We start from the raw sequence: 15,449 nt of genomic DNA on the forward strand, positions 1-15,449 counted from the left end.
GATATGTATGAGAAACGTGGTTCAACCTATATCCATTTAGACCTGGCCAATTCTGACGCCCCAACGCTGTATGTGTCTGACGCACACAATAACAGTCTGGCCGTCACGTCAGAGATTGCCGGCGCGTATAAGAAATACCCCAGACTGCAGGTTAAGCGGGTTCAGCTCGACAAGCTGAAGGAGTTGCAGCAAAGCCAGGTAACTGACAACCCCGAGGCTAACGATTATTCCGCTCAACAGGCGAAAATCATCGGTTTTTTTCGGGAAGCCAAGAAGAAAGGCGCCAGTGATATTCATCTGCTGATCGGGATGAATAATGTGACAGTGGTGCAATTTCGTGTGCATGGCGACCTCGAAACGGTGACGCAGCTGGATCGCGCCGAAGGAATGACGCTGGCGTCGACGATTGTGATGTCCATGTGCGATGTGGCAGAGAAGAGTTTTAATCCCAATCGCGCTCAGGATGGGCGGGTGCGCAAAGAGTTCCTGCAGGGGCTTAAGCTTTTCGGCGCACGCTATGCGCACACGCCGGCAGAATTTGGGTTGTATGTGGTGATGCGCATTTTGCCTGATGAAGGAAAGGCTCCCCCCACGCTGGACGAACTGGGGTTTCTACCGGAACAGCAAACGCTCATTCGCCGCATGCTGGCACGCCCTGAGGGCGTCATTATCCTCTCCGGGCCGACCGGCTCCGGGAAAAGTACCTCCCTGCGTACGTTCAGCGAAATGTACCTGTCTTTTACCGGGCATAGAAAACGCCTGATGACGCTGGAAGATCCGCCTGAGGGGTTGATTCTGGGGGCGGTACAGACCCCCATCATTGCCGATAAAAACGATCCGGATGCCGTTAGCCGTGCCTGGGTTAGGTCTATTTCTGCTGCTTTACGGTTAGACCCCGATGCCATGGTCGTCGGCGAAATTCGTGATGCCAACTCGGTTAAATCTGCACTTACAGCGGCCAAGTCCGGCCACCTGGTGGAAACCACGCTGCATGCGAATGATGCTGTCGGCATTCTTGACCGTTTGACAGACACGTTGGGCATCCCTATGGGACAGGTGGCCGATCCTCAAGTCATGATCGGTTTAATCGCTCAACGACTGGTGCAACTGCTGTGTCCGCACTGCAAGAAAAGCTGGTGTGACGTCAGTGACGGTCTGGAAGAAGAGAAAAAAGCATTACTTGAGCGCTTTTGCCGAGTGGAGACATTGGCTTTTCGCCATCCGGAGGGATGCAAGCACTGTTATAAGGGCGTGACGGGGCGACGTGTCATTGCTGAAGTTATTCGTCCCGACGCCAAATTCATGGAGCTGTTTCGCCATGAGGGCAAGCTGGCCGCGCGCAGTTATTGGGTGAACGTGCTGGGCGGCATTACTCGCGGGCAGCACCTGTTGCGTTATCTCAATGCCGGGCTGGTCGACCCGATTGATGCGGATTACATCAGTCCGCTTGACGAGGACAGTCTGACCTTGCTACCCCCGGAGGTCATATCATGATTTCCCGCTTGCGCGAACGTCTGACGGCATTGCGGGGCAATATGCCGTCATCGGAAAAAATGAATGAGGGCTTAGGCCGTTGGTTGGCGCAAAAAACCTTCTCTACGGCCGACCGCCTGACGCTCTACGAAGACCTGGCTTTCCTGCTCGACAATAACCTTAAAGTAGAAAAAGCCATCAATTCAATGATAGGGAGCTACGGGAACAAGCGCCCCCCGGTGGTCTATTGTCTGGAGGATATGCTCAGTGCATTGCGTCAGGGCAGATCAGTCGATCAGGGATTGGCGCCCTGGATACCCCGACAGGAAGCCGCCATCCTCAGCTCCGGTGTTCAGGACGGTAACCTGGCTGCCGCCTTATATCGGGCAATCACCGTGGTTCAGGGTATGTCGGATATGAAATCAGCGCTGGTTTCCACACTGGCTTACCCGATGCTGCTGATGGCAACCACATTCGCCATGATGAAGATGGTGACTGTCTACTTTCTTCCTCGCCTGGAGTCATTATCTTCCCGAGAAAACTGGACGGGGGGGTTGTGGTGGCTCAGCGCCATATCAGAGTTCTTTGTTAATCATGCAATTATTCTCAGCGGGCTGGTGATCCTGCTGATTGGGTTCGTTGTCTGGTCGATGCCAAATCTGATTGGAAAAATACGACAACATGTCTTGGACCGTTTATTGCCCTGGAGCGTGTATCGCGACGTGCTCGGCGTGGGCTTCCTGCTGAATTTCAGTGCGCTGATGCGTGCTCAGGTGAAAACGGAAGACGCCATCGAGATGCTGAGTCGCTATGCGCCGCCCTGGTTGTATGAACGATTGGCCGCAACCCAGCGTCAGGTTAGACAAGGTGACCACCTGGGGCTCGCATTACGCAATGCCGGCTACGGATTTCCCTCCCCACGCGCTATCGACAAACTGGTCCTGCTGACTGATGGCGATAACGCTGAAATGATTATTGAAAATTTTGCACGGGCCTGGCTTGTGCAAACCGTAGCCCGGATCAAGCGAACGGCGTCTTTGCTTTCTTACATCGCATTGGGCACCAACGCTGGCTACATGATCCTGATCCTCCTGGCCACACAAAACCTCAACGACCTCGTGGGCACACGTTAAGCCGTCCACTCTCCACAAAACCTAAAGGAAACAGTAATGGAATTGACACAAACACCTCGCTCGGCAATCAACCGTGGGGTTATCACCCTGCTTGAAGCGGCCATCTATTTTGTTCTTGTCTTGGTCGTACTGGCCATCGCCATTACCCAAGGGGGCAGTTTGTTTAACCGTAACGACGCCAGCACGGAGTACAATAATGCTGCGGAACTGTTAACCAATACCCGCACCATGTTGAAAACATCCGGTATCTATAATTTTGCTGCTGCAGATGCCATGACCGGTGCGCTTATCCAGTTTGGCGGTGCGCCGGCCAACATGACTGTTGTCGGCACTAAATCCTCCGGCAGCGCCAAGCTGCAAAACTTGTGGGGTGGGGCTGTCACCGTGCAACCCGTTGCGACTGCCGGCGGTCAGAAGTCCTCCTTCTCACTGACCTACGCGGCGGTTCCACAGGAAGCGTGCATTACTCTGGCGACCAAGCTGAGTGCGGCGCCGAGTGTTGTGACCACCATGGTTAACGGCACGTCAACTAATGGTGCAATAGCGGCGAGCGCCGTTGGCGCACAGTGCACTGCAGATAAAGGCTCCGTTGGTCAAAATACCCTCACTTTCACCAGCAACACCTGATGCCCATCCCGCCGGTAACGTCCTGTTGCCGGCCTCCTTCTGGAGTGCATTCTTATGTTGTTTTCATTTCAACGTGCCTTGTCCTGCCTGGTGCTGGGCGGGGCGTTATTATTATCGCTGCCGGCACAGGCGTTCTGTTTTAACGAGGCGGGCGCCCGCTATAAAGTCGACCCCTTATTACTGCGTTCAATGGCCACCGTTGAAAGCAGTCTTAACCCACGTGCTATCGGCAATAATCGCGATAAAAAAGGACGGGTCACCAGCCGAGACTTCGGGCTGATGCAGATTAATGACCGACACATTCCCCAGCTGCGTGCGCTGGGCATTATTCAAAGTGAGCAGGACCTGCTGACAAATACGTGTCTCAACGTACAGATAGGGGCCTGGATACTGGCAAAGCATCTCAAGCAATGCGGCGTCAATTGGCAATGCCTCGGCTCCTACAATGCCGGGTTTGCTGACAACAACGGTCCACGGCGCATGATTTATGCGCGGAAAGTGTATGCGATGTACATGAAACTTAAGGGAGGTGCAGCCTGATGACCCTGTATCTCCTGAAGTTTTCGTTACTGATGGCCTTCGCCGGCATCACTCTGTGCATTGGTGCCCAACCGTTGGTTCATCGAGCGAAACAATTTTTGCTTGAGCACGATGGCCCACCCCTCACTCGGTTGCAGATACGGGGCGTCACAATAGTTTTCGCCGGCACTGGCACTGTCCTGATTGCAACGACAGCACTCGCGGATTTCCCCTGGTTGGGAACGGTCAAAATACTGGGGCTGTTTGCGTGGGGTATTCCCATGGTGCTGCTTGATATGCGCAATTACTGGCTCCCTCTGCGTTATACCTCCGGATTTTGGCTGACAGGTCTGCTGTTTACCTGTCTGCCTGGGAGCACGCTCACCCTGACGGAGGCGCTTACAGGCAGTATCGGCATGTTTATGTTCCTCTATGCCTTTCACTACGGTGCCAAACGCCTGCGGGGTGAAGAAGGGTTTGGCCTTGGCGATGTTCATCTGATCGCCGCACTGTGTGCCTGGTTTCCCTGGCAGTTGGCCAGCGTGCTGAGTGGATGTGCATTCTTGCTGTTTATCGTTGGTGCACTACTGATGAAAAAAACGGCTCAACCTTATGCTCCCTGGCTGTTCGCCTTACTGGCGGCCTTGGCCGGAAGCTTCCCTCAACTGACCCTATCAGGTGCTTTATGACTGCTGAAGTTGCCAACCCTCGTATCAACCGGGGGGTATCGTTGATCTCAATGGCCATCGTGCTGGGGATCGTATTGATTGCCGCCCCTATCGGGCTGGAAAGATACTCCAACTATATAGAGGAGCAAACCTGGGTCGTGACAGCCACACACCTGAGCACGGTGAGCCAGGGTGCACGCCGATACGTCAAAGATAATTACGACACCTTACTGAATCAGGTCAAAGGGGGCGGCAACATCACTGTAACCGGGCAGACCCTAAGGGATAAAGGGTATTTGCCCGCGGGTTTTTCCCTGACCAACAATAATACTCAGACCTATATCCTCGCCGTAACACGCAATCCCACACAAACGGACAAACTGGTCGCCTTTGTGTTGACGGCCGGCGGTCAGGACATTGCGTTCAAGGGGCAGCGATATATCGCCCAGAACACCTCTGGCCTTGGGGGATATATCTATCCTGCCAATATTGCCAACGGTGCCGGCGGTGGTTGGCAAGTCAATTTGGCTAGCATGGGTCTCAGTGGGCAGAGTGGCCACCTTGCTGCTTACCTGACGTCGGATGTATTGGCCGGGGGTGCTGAAGAAAGTGATCGCTTGTATCGCTTCCAGGTTAATGGCCGTCCCGATCTTAACAAGATGCATACTGCCATTGATATGGGCACCAATGATTTGAATAATGCCAACAATATCAATGCCAAAGCAGGTAATTTTAGTGAAGATGTTAACGGTAAACGTTTAATTGCTAATGATAGCGTGTGGTCCAGCGGGTGGATAACCTCTAACGGTGACATCCGCAGTAATAGTGGTTGGCTTATTACCAAGCATGGTAAAGGTTGGCTCAATGAAGACCACGGAGGCGGCCTTTATATGGATGACAACGATTGGATCAGGTCGTTGAATAATAAAGGCATTTATACCGGTGGCCAACTGAAAGGCGGGAGTGTTCGTGCAGACGGGCGGGCATCGGTCGGCGAATATCTGCAACTGGATGGTACGGCAAATGAAGGCTGGGGCTGTAGCCCTAATGGTTTGGTTGGCAGGGCAACCGATGGTGCACTGTTGTTTTGCCAAAACGGAATATGGCGGGGTACGGGTAAAAGTAATGGTGCATATCAACAGCTTGGGAGCCACGTTGGCAATTTCTCTGGTTCTAATCCTGGTAGCTCGACAATGTGGGTTACCGCGATAGGAGGGCAGTCTACAAAAACATGGGGTGTTAACGATGGCTCTTGTGATAACACCTTCGCTTTGGCCGCAAGTGTTAACGGTTTAAATGTTGCGACAAGCATCAGCAATAACCCTGAGTGGGCCAAACAAACCACCATTAATTTTGCGGTGCCGGCGGGAGCTAATTACAACATTGTTTCTAATCCTCTGCCTGAACGTGGGTGCAGTCCTGGGCAATTTGGGGTGCTGGCCTACCAATAACGTTCACTTCCCTCTTTAATTTCCACAGGAACTCAATCTGATGAGAATTTTATTGGTGGCGTCCGTCGGGCTGTTGCTCGGTGGATGTACGCATAATTCCAAACCGATTTCCCTTGTAACTCCATCAACACAAATGACAACCGCTGTTCAGAATGTGCAACATAATAACGTTACGCTCTGGGAGGCTGGTGCTGTTAATGAGGTTCGAAATGCATTTTTTACGCCTGGCATCAATGCTCATTCGCAGCGTGTCACGGTTGACTGGGATGGCGATGCTGTTGAGCTGCTTTCTCATCTGACCCGACAACGTGGGTTGACCTTTAACTGGACTGGTGTGCGGCTTCCGTTGCCGGTCAACCTGCATGTAAACGACGTCACCTACCAAAACCTGTTGCGAATGATCGAAATTCAGACTGCCTGGCGCGCTACTCTGCATGAGTTTCCTGGCCAGCTTACGCTGGTCTTTTCACAAGCAGAGAAACCGAGGGGGAGCAGATGAAAAAATCTTTTCTGACGCTGCTTTTCGTCAATGGCGTACTGTGCGGTCATGCAGCAGCTGCACAATCCCCTTCAGAGTCTGCACCGCCAGATATGGGCAGTTACCTCAGTCCTTCACAGCCATCATCGTCGGATGTGTCGGAAACGCGGCGTCAACTGCTTGAAGAGGCTGGACGCACATTGGGTTTTCGGGGTGGAAAAGCACAGCGAGCCTGGGAGCTACGGCAAACACTTGATGCTGTCGCTAAAAACCTGGATGCCTTATATGACTTTCGTACTTTGATCAGCCGCCAAGGTTGGCTTCCTCCGGTGATCAGTGAGGCTCAGGATGTGGCCCACATCACCCCTAATCAGATAAGAACCGCTACGCATGTGTATGAAATTCTTGCCCCGGAGCGTTTTGTCAGCAACCCGCCATCTTGGCGGAGTTGGCTCAGTGCAGGTTTGTCTACCTCGGCTGTAGATGGGCCTGAGGCGGCAGTGATTCCGGCTAACGGTGCGCAGAAAGCACTGTGGCAGGCTGCTGTTCGCAAGGGGTGGGAAGAAGGGCGGGAAAGTGCTGACCATACGTTGGAGGCCAATTTCAATCGTCTGACCCGTGATTATCGCGGCATGTTGGTTTACTCCCGCTTGTTGCAACAGGGATATATCACCTCTCCGGTGGTGACAGACCAGCAACAAACCGTCAGTGGCGATCGTAGCAAGCTGACCACGGGGGACAGGGTACGTCGCCTCAAAGAGCACGCTGGATTTGTGCCTGACAAGACGAAATGGAAGCCGGTAATACAAAGAGAGGGCGATCATGACTGAATCTACTGACTTTGTACCCTACCCGTTTGAGAACGGGTTGGATGGCAATGCGCTGAAAGCGTTTTTTGTCTGGTGCGCCAAGCAGAATGTCAGTGATATCCATATCCAGGGCGGCAATCACCTGGTTGTCAGCCACCACGGTCGATTGCGACGAGCCAGCACCTTTGTGCTGGCTGACGACACCTTGTCCAAACTGATTGACGAGGTCTTTGAGCCGGAAGTCCGGGCAACGGCCGGTGGGGGGCATCCAGTGGACAGAGCGCTGCAGCTGGATGGCGATATGTACCAGCGTTACGGTCTGGATCGTGGCGAACGGTTGCGGTTCCGTTGCAATTTCGTACAGGCAACGGCGGGGCGGCTTGATACGACCATTGCACTGACCATGCGAATTATCCCGACCGCAATCCCCGACCTGGATTCGTTGGGTATCGAGGATGACCTACGCAGTGTTGTCCTGCCTCATAAAGGATTGGCCTTCATTGGCGGTGAAACCGGCTCCGGAAAAAGTACCTTCCTGGCGTCGGTTTATCGGCACTGTATCGACCATGACCCTGACCGCAAAGTGACGACGACCGAAGACCCGATAGAGTTTGTTCTGGGTAAGAGCGGAGATATTCTGCCAGCGACCCAGCTACAGATCCGGCGGGATGTGGCCAATTTTGCCGAAGGTATCCGTGCTGACCTACGGCGAGCACCGTCGGTTATTGGCGTCGGGGAAATGCGTGATAGGGAAACCGTGGAGGCCGGTATACAGGCGGGCCAGCTTGGTCATCTGTGCTTGTCGACACTGCACATTCATTCACCGGGGGAGGCCATTCCTCGTTGCCTGAACCTGTTCCAGGCCGAGATCCGCGAAGCTATCGCACACGATATGCTGGGTGTACTGCAGTACATCGTGGTGCAGAAGTTGCTGAGAACCACCGATGGCAAACGGCAGGCTGTGCGTGAATACATTATCTTTGACGATCTCTTGCGGGAACGGCTGTCGCAAATGCCTTACATCAAATGGGGCCAGCATATTGACGGCATTATTCGAACTGAGAAACGGCGCATTGCCGATCATGCCTGGCGGCTGTACTTGCAAGGTCGCATCGCTCGCAGCGAGCTGGCCGTCGCCCTGACTAGCCACCAGTTACGTGAGTTGGAGCGAGGTCATGCTCATGAATGATGAACAGGAACCTTTGCCACCGGGCTATTGGCGCAATGCCTCTCGGCGGCTCAACGTTTACGGTGTTCCAGCCCCTTTGTTTCTGCTGTATTTATTCTGGTTCCGCTTCCCTACCTGGGACACGATTTATGTGATCAGCGGCATCATCATTTTTTTCCGCATTCTGTCGGCCTTTGGTTGGACGTTGACGGTGCTGAATGCCCGGCTGGTCTATCTGCTGCGGGGAAAGCGGCTGTCGGGCCGCCCGTGGTGGTATCGCCGTTTTACTGAAGGCGAGTGACGATTATCCACATAGGCCTTTTAGGGTGACGGAGTAGGGATCGGCGTCGAGGAGATCAACATGGGAAAAGTAATTGAGCACTGTCTTTGGCTGGCGGTGCCGCACGAAGAACGAGATAAGGCGCGCAAGGCCGCAGGGCTACTTGATGATGGCCGTTCGGCACTGGCCTGGGATAAAGATGCCGTTCTGTGGTACGCGCGCCCAGGGAGCGATATCGATCGCGTGAAGGCCTGGCTGCCCGATAACACCATCAGCACCGGCGGTGGTGATGCGCAGGCAGAGTTTCATGATGCCCTGACGCAGGCGGGATTAGTCGTGAAAGGTTTGCCGGTGATGGACGGGAAGCGGCATCGCGTCGCTACGCTGGAGGATAAGAAGGGGCAAAAAAGTGGCGTTTACCGCGGGTTCCTCGATCGCCGACCCGGCGGCTGGTTTATCAATTACCACCGTGCGGAAACGGAGAAGTCGGTCACTAACTGGAAGGCCAGCGGAACAGAAGTTGACCCCGTTGCCCGGCTGCACATTCGGGCTGCAGCCCGCCAGGCACACGATAATGCTGAACGGGCACGAGAGGCCAATTACCGTCGGCAGACGGCGAAAGCGCAGGTGTTATACGACAAGCTTCCGGGCGCTGACCCCGCCCATCCTTATCTGGTGCGAAAGGGGATAACCCCGACGCCAGAGCTGCGACAAACTCAAAACGGTGCCCTGGTGGTGCCGTTTTTTAATGCTGAGGGTGAGTTTCGCACCTTGCAGTACATCACGCCTGACGGTGATAAGCGGCTTTACAGCGATGCGCCAAAGCAGGGGAATTTTTTGGTGGTGGGAGGCCCGCTTTTACCTGACGCTCCGGTGATGTATGCCGAGGGGTATGCCACGGCCAGAAGCCTGAATCTTGCCACTGGCCAGCCGGTCGTGATGACTATCGATGCCGGCAATATGGCTGCAATAGCCAACGTGCTGCACGCGCGTTATCCCGACAACCCACATATCTTCCTGGCCGATTTGGATCATGCGAAGAAGGTGAACAAAGGGTTGCTGATGGCAACCCAGGCAGCGTCCTCAGTGACTTACGGTGCTGCAATTGTGCCTGATTTTACCGACGCTGAAAAAAAACAGGGACTGACCGATTTCAATGACCTTCACCAGTCGCGTGGGCTTGATGGGTTGCGTTTGCTCGTGACCGCCAACATTGCCCGAGCACTGGAGATCATCCGAGAGGAAAGAGACAAAATGAACCTTCCATCCGAGGGCGTATCGCCGCCCATTCCTGACGAACCGCTGCCTACTCCGGTCGACGCTATGCCGCCAATGCCGGCCGAGACGCCTTCTTTTCAGGGCGACATCGAGCCTGTTGAACCGGTTGTAGATCACCTTCCCGTTGTTGATGAGATGCCGATCGATATTAATGATTATGCGTCCTGGGCCGCGCAAGCCGAAACATCGACAGTTCCCTTACCTGGCGTGGGCACCGAACCCGCAGAGATCCCCGAGGTTTCTGATGTAGTCACCCCTTCAGACGACGCCCCCATTTCTCTGGCTGGACGACTTAATCCTGAAGGGGGCGTACCAGAACCAACCCCGACCGGCGGTGCAGAATACGTTGTACCGACGCCAGAGGCGACTGAAACGTCCCGGGTGGCGACAGCGGATACGGCAAGTGAGCTGGAGGCTGATGTGCCAGCTCGCCCAGCCAGTGAGCCAGAGCAAGAAAATGCCATACCTGCGTCACAGTGGGCTCACCGCGCTGCGTCAGAACAGACTCAGGCCGAGCCTGCCGTTGACGCTATCTGGGTTGGCCCGTCACGCCCGAACGGTGAAGCCGCTGATCCGGACGTAGCGCTGATAGATAAGGATGCGTTACTCCAGCGGCTGTCATGGGAGTCGCAGAGTGATAAATCGGTTCTCTATAAGCTGGATAACGAACCGGCGTTCATCGATCGGGGTTCTCGGTTGGATATGGCTGAAGGGGCCAGCCAAAGCGATGAGAAGGTGCTCGCGGCACTGTTGACGGCGGCACAGTATTACCGGGGACGTATTGAACTGACCGGTAGTGAGGCTTTTCAGGAAAAAGCGATTGCCTTGATTGCCCAGCATAAAATCAATGTGGCGATGAAGGTACCCGCTCAACAGGCCATGCTGGAGGATGCGCGGAAGTTATTGGCTGCACCAGTATCAGCGCGTGACGCTGTCACCGGTGACAGGGTGCCGATGCCTGCTCATTCCCCCACATCGCAACCGGCTGTATCGCCAGTGAATCACCCCGCCTCTGCAGCAGCCACACCAGCGGACGCCCCGCGAGAGGTTGCACCAGCCGTTGAACATCGTGTCGCTCCTGCAGCACGACCGCAAGATAATGCGGCTCAGCCTGACAGCAGTATTTCTCCCGCTATTCACCAAAGTTACAAAGCGGCGGCAACGGGGGTGACGGGTAAGGTACTCGAATGTGGCAACGCACCCTTCCGTTTTGAACCCGGGCAATCGCAAAGCGCGTTCATTACGTTGCGGACGCGAGAAGGAAAACAAACGTTCTGGGGTAAGGAACTGTCGGGGTTGCTGCGTGAAACACGCATCCAGCCAGGCCGCATGGCGACACTGACCTGGCTGGGAAAGGAGGCGGTAACCGTACAGGTTCCGCAAAAGGACGATCAGGGGGTGGTCACCCATTTTGAGTCTAAAACTGCTCATCGCAATCAGTGGTCGTTGACCCCGACTGGGGGCGATACGGTACGCACCGGTACTGATGAAGGCGTGAAGCTGGCGGCATTCGATGCGTCGCGCTTTGCCAAAATCCAATCGGCCATCATCACCCACCTGCACCTTGATATGCCGCCGCCGGCTGCGCCTAAGGAAGGTGTGTACTGGTTGCGTCCTGATGGGCAGGGCAGTCAGGCTCCCGGAGATGTGTTATCCGCACCGCGGCCGTCCGTGGATAAAGGGGCTGGGGAGCCGGTTGTCAGCAGTTGGTCGAAAGATGGCCATCTTGATTTATACCTGGTACGCAGTGATGGGCCGTACCTACAGGGTGTGGTTCGCCACCAGGGGCAGTATCAGCATGTCCTGGTGACGTTGCCTGGCAGGGACGATGCCCCACCGATGGTGTTCAACACGGTCACCCCGGAGGGAGCGAGGCCTGTAGGTTGCGGAAATGGGATCAACCGCAGCAGCGGCCAGCCTGTTCCCCGCGAGAATATCGCCTTCAAGCTGGAAGGTGATAGCCAGGTTCGGATTGGCAAACTGGATGCACCCGCCAGCTTACCGCCCGCGCTTCATTCCCGATTGGGATTTGACGAACGTTGGCGGGATGAGAACACCTCCCCAAAGGCCGCGCCGGCGGCAGCGCCAAAGGCGCAGCCGGGCGACCCTCGCCCGATATAACTCACTGACCGCAAAGGACACTTTATGTTTAAAAAAAGCGTGTGCGCTGCACTGCTTGCGGTGTTGTGCTGTCTGCCGGCTACCAGTTTTGCTTCTACCTGCCGTGCGGGGGCTGCTGCTGAAGCCGGTAGCAAAGCCGGTTATGAACAGGCACGGCGGGCAGCCGAAGCCTGGGCGTCGCGAGAGCAGAATGCTTCCGACCAGTTGCAGGATTGTTTGTCACGGATACGCACAACCACGATCCAACTGCCCACGTTCCCCAGCCTTGCTGACATTATGAACCAGGTGTCTGAGAAGGTCTGTCAGGCGGCCGTTGACAAGATCAACGACAACATCCCCGGCACCATTGACCCGTGGCAAGAGTTCACGGGGCGTTAAGGAGACCCATGCAAACGCAAGAACAGAGCTCTGCCGAGGCGCCATTGGCGCCGAACATGGCGCCCCCTGTGTCAGACGATGAGGCGCGTGCTTATGCACATGCCCTGTCCCTGCAACGCCAGCGTGAGCTGGGGGCGGCTTTTGCTCATCGCTGCCTGACCGTCATGCTGTGGTTATGTGTGGCGATGGTGCTGTCGCTTTCCCTAAACGGATATCTGGGATGGCAGGTTGCACACCCTCCGGTGAAATACTTTGCGACTGAGAACGGGCGGGTGACTCCGGTCAAACCGATGAATATGCCAGCGTTTAGCTCAGAGGATGTTGCGGCATTTGGTGCCGATGCATTGCGTAAAGGCTTTACGCTCGACTTTGTTCACTATCGCTCGCAGATGACCCGGGTGGAGCCACTTTTCTCTGACCAGGGTTTTGAGGGATACAACAAGGCACTGACGTCGTCGAACATTCTTGCTGCAGTTAAAAGTCAGCGGATGAACCTGTCGGTTGATGTGGCGCCTGGCGTCATACGCAGCAAAGGGGTACTCGGCGATCGTTATACCTGGGAGTTCCAGTATCCGGTCACACTCAAGCTTGATGGGCAGCAAACCAGTACGCCAGCTCAGCGGTTTATCTTCACTTTGCGCATTCAGCGCACCGACGTTCAGGAAAAGCCGGCGGGTCTTGAAGTCACCCAAATGATTTCAACAAACGCCAACTGAGGTTCCCCATGAAAAATACCCTAATGTTCTCCTTGCTGGCGTTGATGACCACGCCGGTCTGGGCAGAGGCGCCTGCCGCCTCCGCGCCGGCAGGTTGGTCACAAAGTCAGACTCCCACGGCTGCGGTGCCTGCTGCACCGGCCGCTCGGCCCGTGTCGGAGCCACCATTACCTAATGGTGCCGGGTTGTCCGGTAGCGATCCACTTCCTCCTCCCTCACCACTCTATGCGCAGGCCGAGGAGGCCGTATCACCCTTGACCCCTGATGAGATTAGGCAGTTGCGGGCGCGTCAGTCCGACGTCACCCGGGCCATGATCTCACCCTCAGTATCGGTGGTGCCTCGTATCAGTGCACTGACCGTCGATTTGTCGCCGGGAGCCAGTTTGCCACTGGTGCGCACGGCGATGAACTACCCCAGTTCACTGACGTTTATCGACAGCACCGGTGCACCCTGGAAATTGGGCGCTGCACCGATCAGCGGTAATCCGGCCTTCCAGCTTTACTGGGTGCCGGACAGTCCGGTGATGGTGGTCTATGCCAAGCAACCTTTTGTTAGCGGCAATATCACCGTTTATCTGAGTGGGTTGTCCGTTCCCATTGTGCTGAATGTCACCAGCGGCGAACCGGATACGTCTGCTAAAACCTGGACGGTAGACAGTCGCCTCGATATGCGCGTTCCCCGGCGTGGGCCAGCGGCCAAAGCGACGGCCATACCTGAAAGTCGCATCGGGCTGCATGACAGTACGCTGCAGTCTTTCCTTGACGGCGTACCGCCTAAAGAGGCTCGACGGCTCAAAGTTACCGGTGGCGTGCCTGACACCACGGTATGGCAACTGGGGGATGATTTGTACATCCGATCGCGCGCCGATATTCGTGACGAGTTTGAAGCGACGCTTTCCTCTGCAGATGGCACTCACCTGTGGAAGTTGCCGGCGACACCCTATGTGACGTTTTCCGTTATGGGGAAAACCACCGCGCTAAACATTGCTCTGGAGTAAGACATGGCGAGTGAAAATGATGCAGGAAGGGATAAAAAACTGACATTGACCCTTGTGGCCTCTGCTGTGGTGGCATTGGTAGGCGGGACTTATTTTGTCTGGAGCTGGCTGGCTACGCCGCCACCGGCACCCTCCCAGGTTGATATCAATCGCGTGGGCGCGTCGGTGCACAGCAAGGGGACAGAAACGCCGGCGTATCGGGATTTGCTTCGACAGTATAACCAGGAAGGGGTCACGACCGCACAGCAGCGTAATAGCAGCTTTATTGCTTCTATACCGCTGGAGCAGGAACCCGTGACGCTGCCCTCCCAAGCTACGAATGCGCGAAAGTCATCGACAGAACCGTCAGCCCGACAGGGGCGCAGTGATTCGCGCCAGGCCGATACGGACAGGCAGCGGCAAGATGAGCGGCGTCAGAAAGCGTTGGACGCCTTATTGGCGCAGATGGTACCGCGAGCGGATACGACATCATCCCCAACCGGTATACAGGTAGCTCAGGCTCTCGGTGGGGGAGACGGTAATACATCGGGGGGGAGCGGGGGAGACATGTCGGGCTTTAGCCGCTGGAGCGCCAGCCTGCCGGGCAATATGTCGGTGCAGACGGCCTCACTCAGTACCGGAACGGGGGGAGCGTCGGTCACTCCTTCCGTGGTTGTGCCACCCTACTGGCGTGGTCCGGGCGTGATCGACATTGGCGTGGACTCAGATAACAGCACCACCCCAGTGTTGGGGAGGTTTGTGTCAGGTCCCTATGCGGGCGCGGTGCTTAAAGCCCCTGCCGGCGCGAAACTGGCGGGGGATGGGGTGGTGATCCACTTCACCGAAATGTCTTTTGGGGGCGTCAATTATCAGGTCGATGCCTATGCGCTGCAGGATGAGAGCCTGATGCCGAGCGTCGCCACTGAAGTCAATAACCGTTACTTCTCGCGCATTGTATTGCCAGCCTTACTGAAAGGGATTGGGGGTATCGGTGAGATGTATGCGCAGGCCAATACGCAGGTGGTGACGAACGGCTTCAACGCGGTGACGACGCGACCGGAAACACCGGATGGTAAAGCAGTTGCTGGCGTGATTGCCGGCGGTACGGCCAGTCAGGCTGCGAATGTGTTGAGCAGTGATGCAGCACGCTTACCGTCGAAGCAGGTCCTTATCGAGAAGCAACAGGTGGTGGCGATTCAGTTCATGCGAGGAGTTTACTCAACCGATGTGGCCAACGCTGGGGCAGCAACAGCGCCAATGGCCACATCACCGGTGGTAAAACCGGTAGACAGAATGCCGCCGACAGAAAACGACTGGCGGGCACAGACACAGGCACGAATCGAAGCGCAGCGCAGGCTGCAACAGCAATAAGG

The 15,449-nt window shown here is 55.6% G+C and carries 15 protein-coding genes; all 15 read left to right on the forward strand.

What is annotated here, in order from left to right; all coding sequences use genetic code 11:
• Window positions 1-3: 3 nt before the first annotated feature.
• The 15 genes from ADK28_RS09375 to traO are packed head-to-tail and all read left to right on the forward strand — an operon-like array spanning window position 4 to window position 15,447.
• Window positions 4-1,494 carry a GspE/PulE family protein gene (locus ADK28_RS09375; RefSeq protein WP_048795521.1) on the forward strand — a complete coding sequence of 497 codons (1,491 nt, stop codon included), beginning with the start codon at window positions 4-6 and terminating at the stop codon, window positions 1,492-1,494.
• On the forward strand, window positions 1,491-2,606 hold the full coding sequence (locus tag ADK28_RS09380) for a type II secretion system F family protein (protein WP_048795522.1): 1,116 nt from the start codon (window positions 1,491-1,493) through the stop codon (window positions 2,604-2,606). The genes ADK28_RS09375 and ADK28_RS09380 overlap by 4 nt, the downstream gene beginning before the upstream one ends.
• Window positions 2,607-2,642: 36 nt before the next feature.
• Window positions 2,643-3,233, forward strand: coding sequence for a type 4 pilus major pilin (locus tag ADK28_RS09385; RefSeq protein WP_048795523.1), 591 nt, complete (start codon window positions 2,643-2,645; stop codon window positions 3,231-3,233).
• A gap of 54 nt (window positions 3,234-3,287) precedes the next feature.
• Window positions 3,288-3,773 carry a lytic transglycosylase domain-containing protein gene (locus ADK28_RS09390; RefSeq protein ID WP_048795524.1) on the forward strand — a complete coding sequence of 162 codons (486 nt, stop codon included), beginning with the start codon at window positions 3,288-3,290 and terminating at the stop codon, window positions 3,771-3,773.
• Entirely contained in the window at window positions 3,773-4,441 is a 669-nt protein-coding gene (locus ADK28_RS09395) for a prepilin peptidase (RefSeq protein WP_048795525.1), read from the forward strand. The genes ADK28_RS09390 and ADK28_RS09395 overlap by 1 nt, the downstream gene beginning before the upstream one ends.
• Window positions 4,438-5,871: a shufflon system plasmid conjugative transfer pilus tip adhesin PilV gene (gene pilV / locus ADK28_RS09400; RefSeq protein WP_048795526.1), complete on the forward strand. Its 1,434-nt coding sequence runs from the start codon at window positions 4,438-4,440 to the stop codon at window positions 5,869-5,871. Before ADK28_RS09395 ends, pilV begins: the two co-directional genes overlap by 4 nt.
• A gap of 40 nt (window positions 5,872-5,911) precedes the next feature.
• Window positions 5,912-6,370: a DotD/TraH family lipoprotein gene (locus ADK28_RS29975; protein ID WP_075202059.1), complete on the forward strand. Its 459-nt coding sequence runs from the start codon at window positions 5,912-5,914 to the stop codon at window positions 6,368-6,370.
• Window positions 6,367-7,179, forward strand: coding sequence for a type IV secretion system DotC family protein (locus tag ADK28_RS09410; RefSeq protein ID WP_048795528.1), 813 nt, complete (start codon window positions 6,367-6,369; stop codon window positions 7,177-7,179). The genes ADK28_RS29975 and ADK28_RS09410 overlap by 4 nt, the downstream gene beginning before the upstream one ends.
• The gene (gene traJ, locus ADK28_RS09415; protein WP_048795529.1) at window positions 7,172-8,347 is read left to right on the forward strand and encodes a plasmid transfer ATPase TraJ; all 1,176 of its coding nucleotides are present in this window, start codon (window positions 7,172-7,174) and stop codon (window positions 8,345-8,347) included. Before ADK28_RS09410 ends, traJ begins: the two co-directional genes overlap by 8 nt.
• Entirely contained in the window at window positions 8,340-8,627 is a 288-nt protein-coding gene (gene icmT / locus ADK28_RS09420; protein ID WP_048795552.1) for an IcmT/TraK family protein, read from the forward strand. Before traJ ends, icmT begins: the two co-directional genes overlap by 8 nt.
• A gap of 60 nt (window positions 8,628-8,687) precedes the next feature.
• On the forward strand, window positions 8,688-12,005 hold the full coding sequence (locus ADK28_RS31445; protein ID WP_152929687.1) for an LPD7 domain-containing protein: 3,318 nt from the start codon (window positions 8,688-8,690) through the stop codon (window positions 12,003-12,005).
• A 24-nt stretch (window positions 12,006-12,029) separates the two neighbouring features.
• Window positions 12,030-12,383: a hypothetical protein gene (locus tag ADK28_RS09430; protein WP_048795530.1), complete on the forward strand. Its 354-nt coding sequence runs from the start codon at window positions 12,030-12,032 to the stop codon at window positions 12,381-12,383.
• 8 nt (window positions 12,384-12,391) lie between these two features.
• Window positions 12,392-13,099, forward strand: a complete 708-nt coding sequence (locus ADK28_RS09435) for a DotI/IcmL/TraM family protein (protein WP_021807923.1) — start codon at window positions 12,392-12,394, stop codon at window positions 13,097-13,099.
• A 23-nt stretch (window positions 13,100-13,122) separates the two neighbouring features.
• A complete protein-coding gene (locus tag ADK28_RS09440; protein ID WP_373275253.1) occupies window positions 13,123-14,097 on the forward strand; it encodes a DotH/IcmK family type IV secretion protein in 975 nt (324 codons plus the stop codon).
• 3 nt (window positions 14,098-14,100) lie between these two features.
• Window positions 14,101-15,447 (forward strand): conjugal transfer protein TraO, encoded by a 1,347-nt coding sequence (gene traO / locus ADK28_RS09445; RefSeq protein ID WP_048795531.1) that lies wholly within the window; start codon window positions 14,101-14,103, stop codon window positions 15,445-15,447.
• The last annotated feature ends 2 nt before the right edge of the window (window positions 15,448-15,449 follow it).

Source organism: Serratia sp. 506_PEND (genome assembly GCF_001076875.1).
Taxonomy (GTDB): Bacteria; Pseudomonadota; Gammaproteobacteria; order Enterobacterales; family Enterobacteriaceae; genus Serratia; species Serratia marcescens.

Coding starts and splice junctions, on each gene's coding strand:
- ADK28_RS09390 (WP_048795524.1), top strand. CDS start 3,288: ATGTTGTTTTCATTTCAACGTGCCTTGTCCTGCCTGGTGCTGGGCGGG.
- ADK28_RS09375 (WP_048795521.1), top strand. CDS start 4: ATGTATGAGAAACGTGGTTCAACCTATATCCATTTAGACCTGGCCAAT.
- icmT (WP_048795552.1), top strand. CDS start 8,340: ATGAATGATGAACAGGAACCTTTGCCACCGGGCTATTGGCGCAATGCC.
- ADK28_RS09410 (WP_048795528.1), top strand. CDS start 6,367: ATGAAAAAATCTTTTCTGACGCTGCTTTTCGTCAATGGCGTACTGTGC.
- ADK28_RS09430 (WP_048795530.1), top strand. CDS start 12,030: ATGTTTAAAAAAAGCGTGTGCGCTGCACTGCTTGCGGTGTTGTGCTGT.
- ADK28_RS29975 (WP_075202059.1), top strand. CDS start 5,912: ATGAGAATTTTATTGGTGGCGTCCGTCGGGCTGTTGCTCGGTGGATGT.
- ADK28_RS09380 (WP_048795522.1), top strand. CDS start 1,491: ATGATTTCCCGCTTGCGCGAACGTCTGACGGCATTGCGGGGCAATATG.
- ADK28_RS31445 (WP_152929687.1), top strand. CDS start 8,688: ATGGGAAAAGTAATTGAGCACTGTCTTTGGCTGGCGGTGCCGCACGAA.
- pilV (WP_048795526.1), top strand. CDS start 4,438: ATGACTGCTGAAGTTGCCAACCCTCGTATCAACCGGGGGGTATCGTTG.
- ADK28_RS09385 (WP_048795523.1), top strand. CDS start 2,643: ATGGAATTGACACAAACACCTCGCTCGGCAATCAACCGTGGGGTTATC.
- traJ (WP_048795529.1), top strand. CDS start 7,172: ATGACTGAATCTACTGACTTTGTACCCTACCCGTTTGAGAACGGGTTG.
- ADK28_RS09440 (WP_373275253.1), top strand. CDS start 13,123: ATGTTCTCCTTGCTGGCGTTGATGACCACGCCGGTCTGGGCAGAGGCG.
- ADK28_RS09395 (WP_048795525.1), top strand. CDS start 3,773: ATGACCCTGTATCTCCTGAAGTTTTCGTTACTGATGGCCTTCGCCGGC.
- ADK28_RS09435 (WP_021807923.1), top strand. CDS start 12,392: ATGCAAACGCAAGAACAGAGCTCTGCCGAGGCGCCATTGGCGCCGAAC.
- traO (WP_048795531.1), top strand. CDS start 14,101: ATGGCGAGTGAAAATGATGCAGGAAGGGATAAAAAACTGACATTGACC.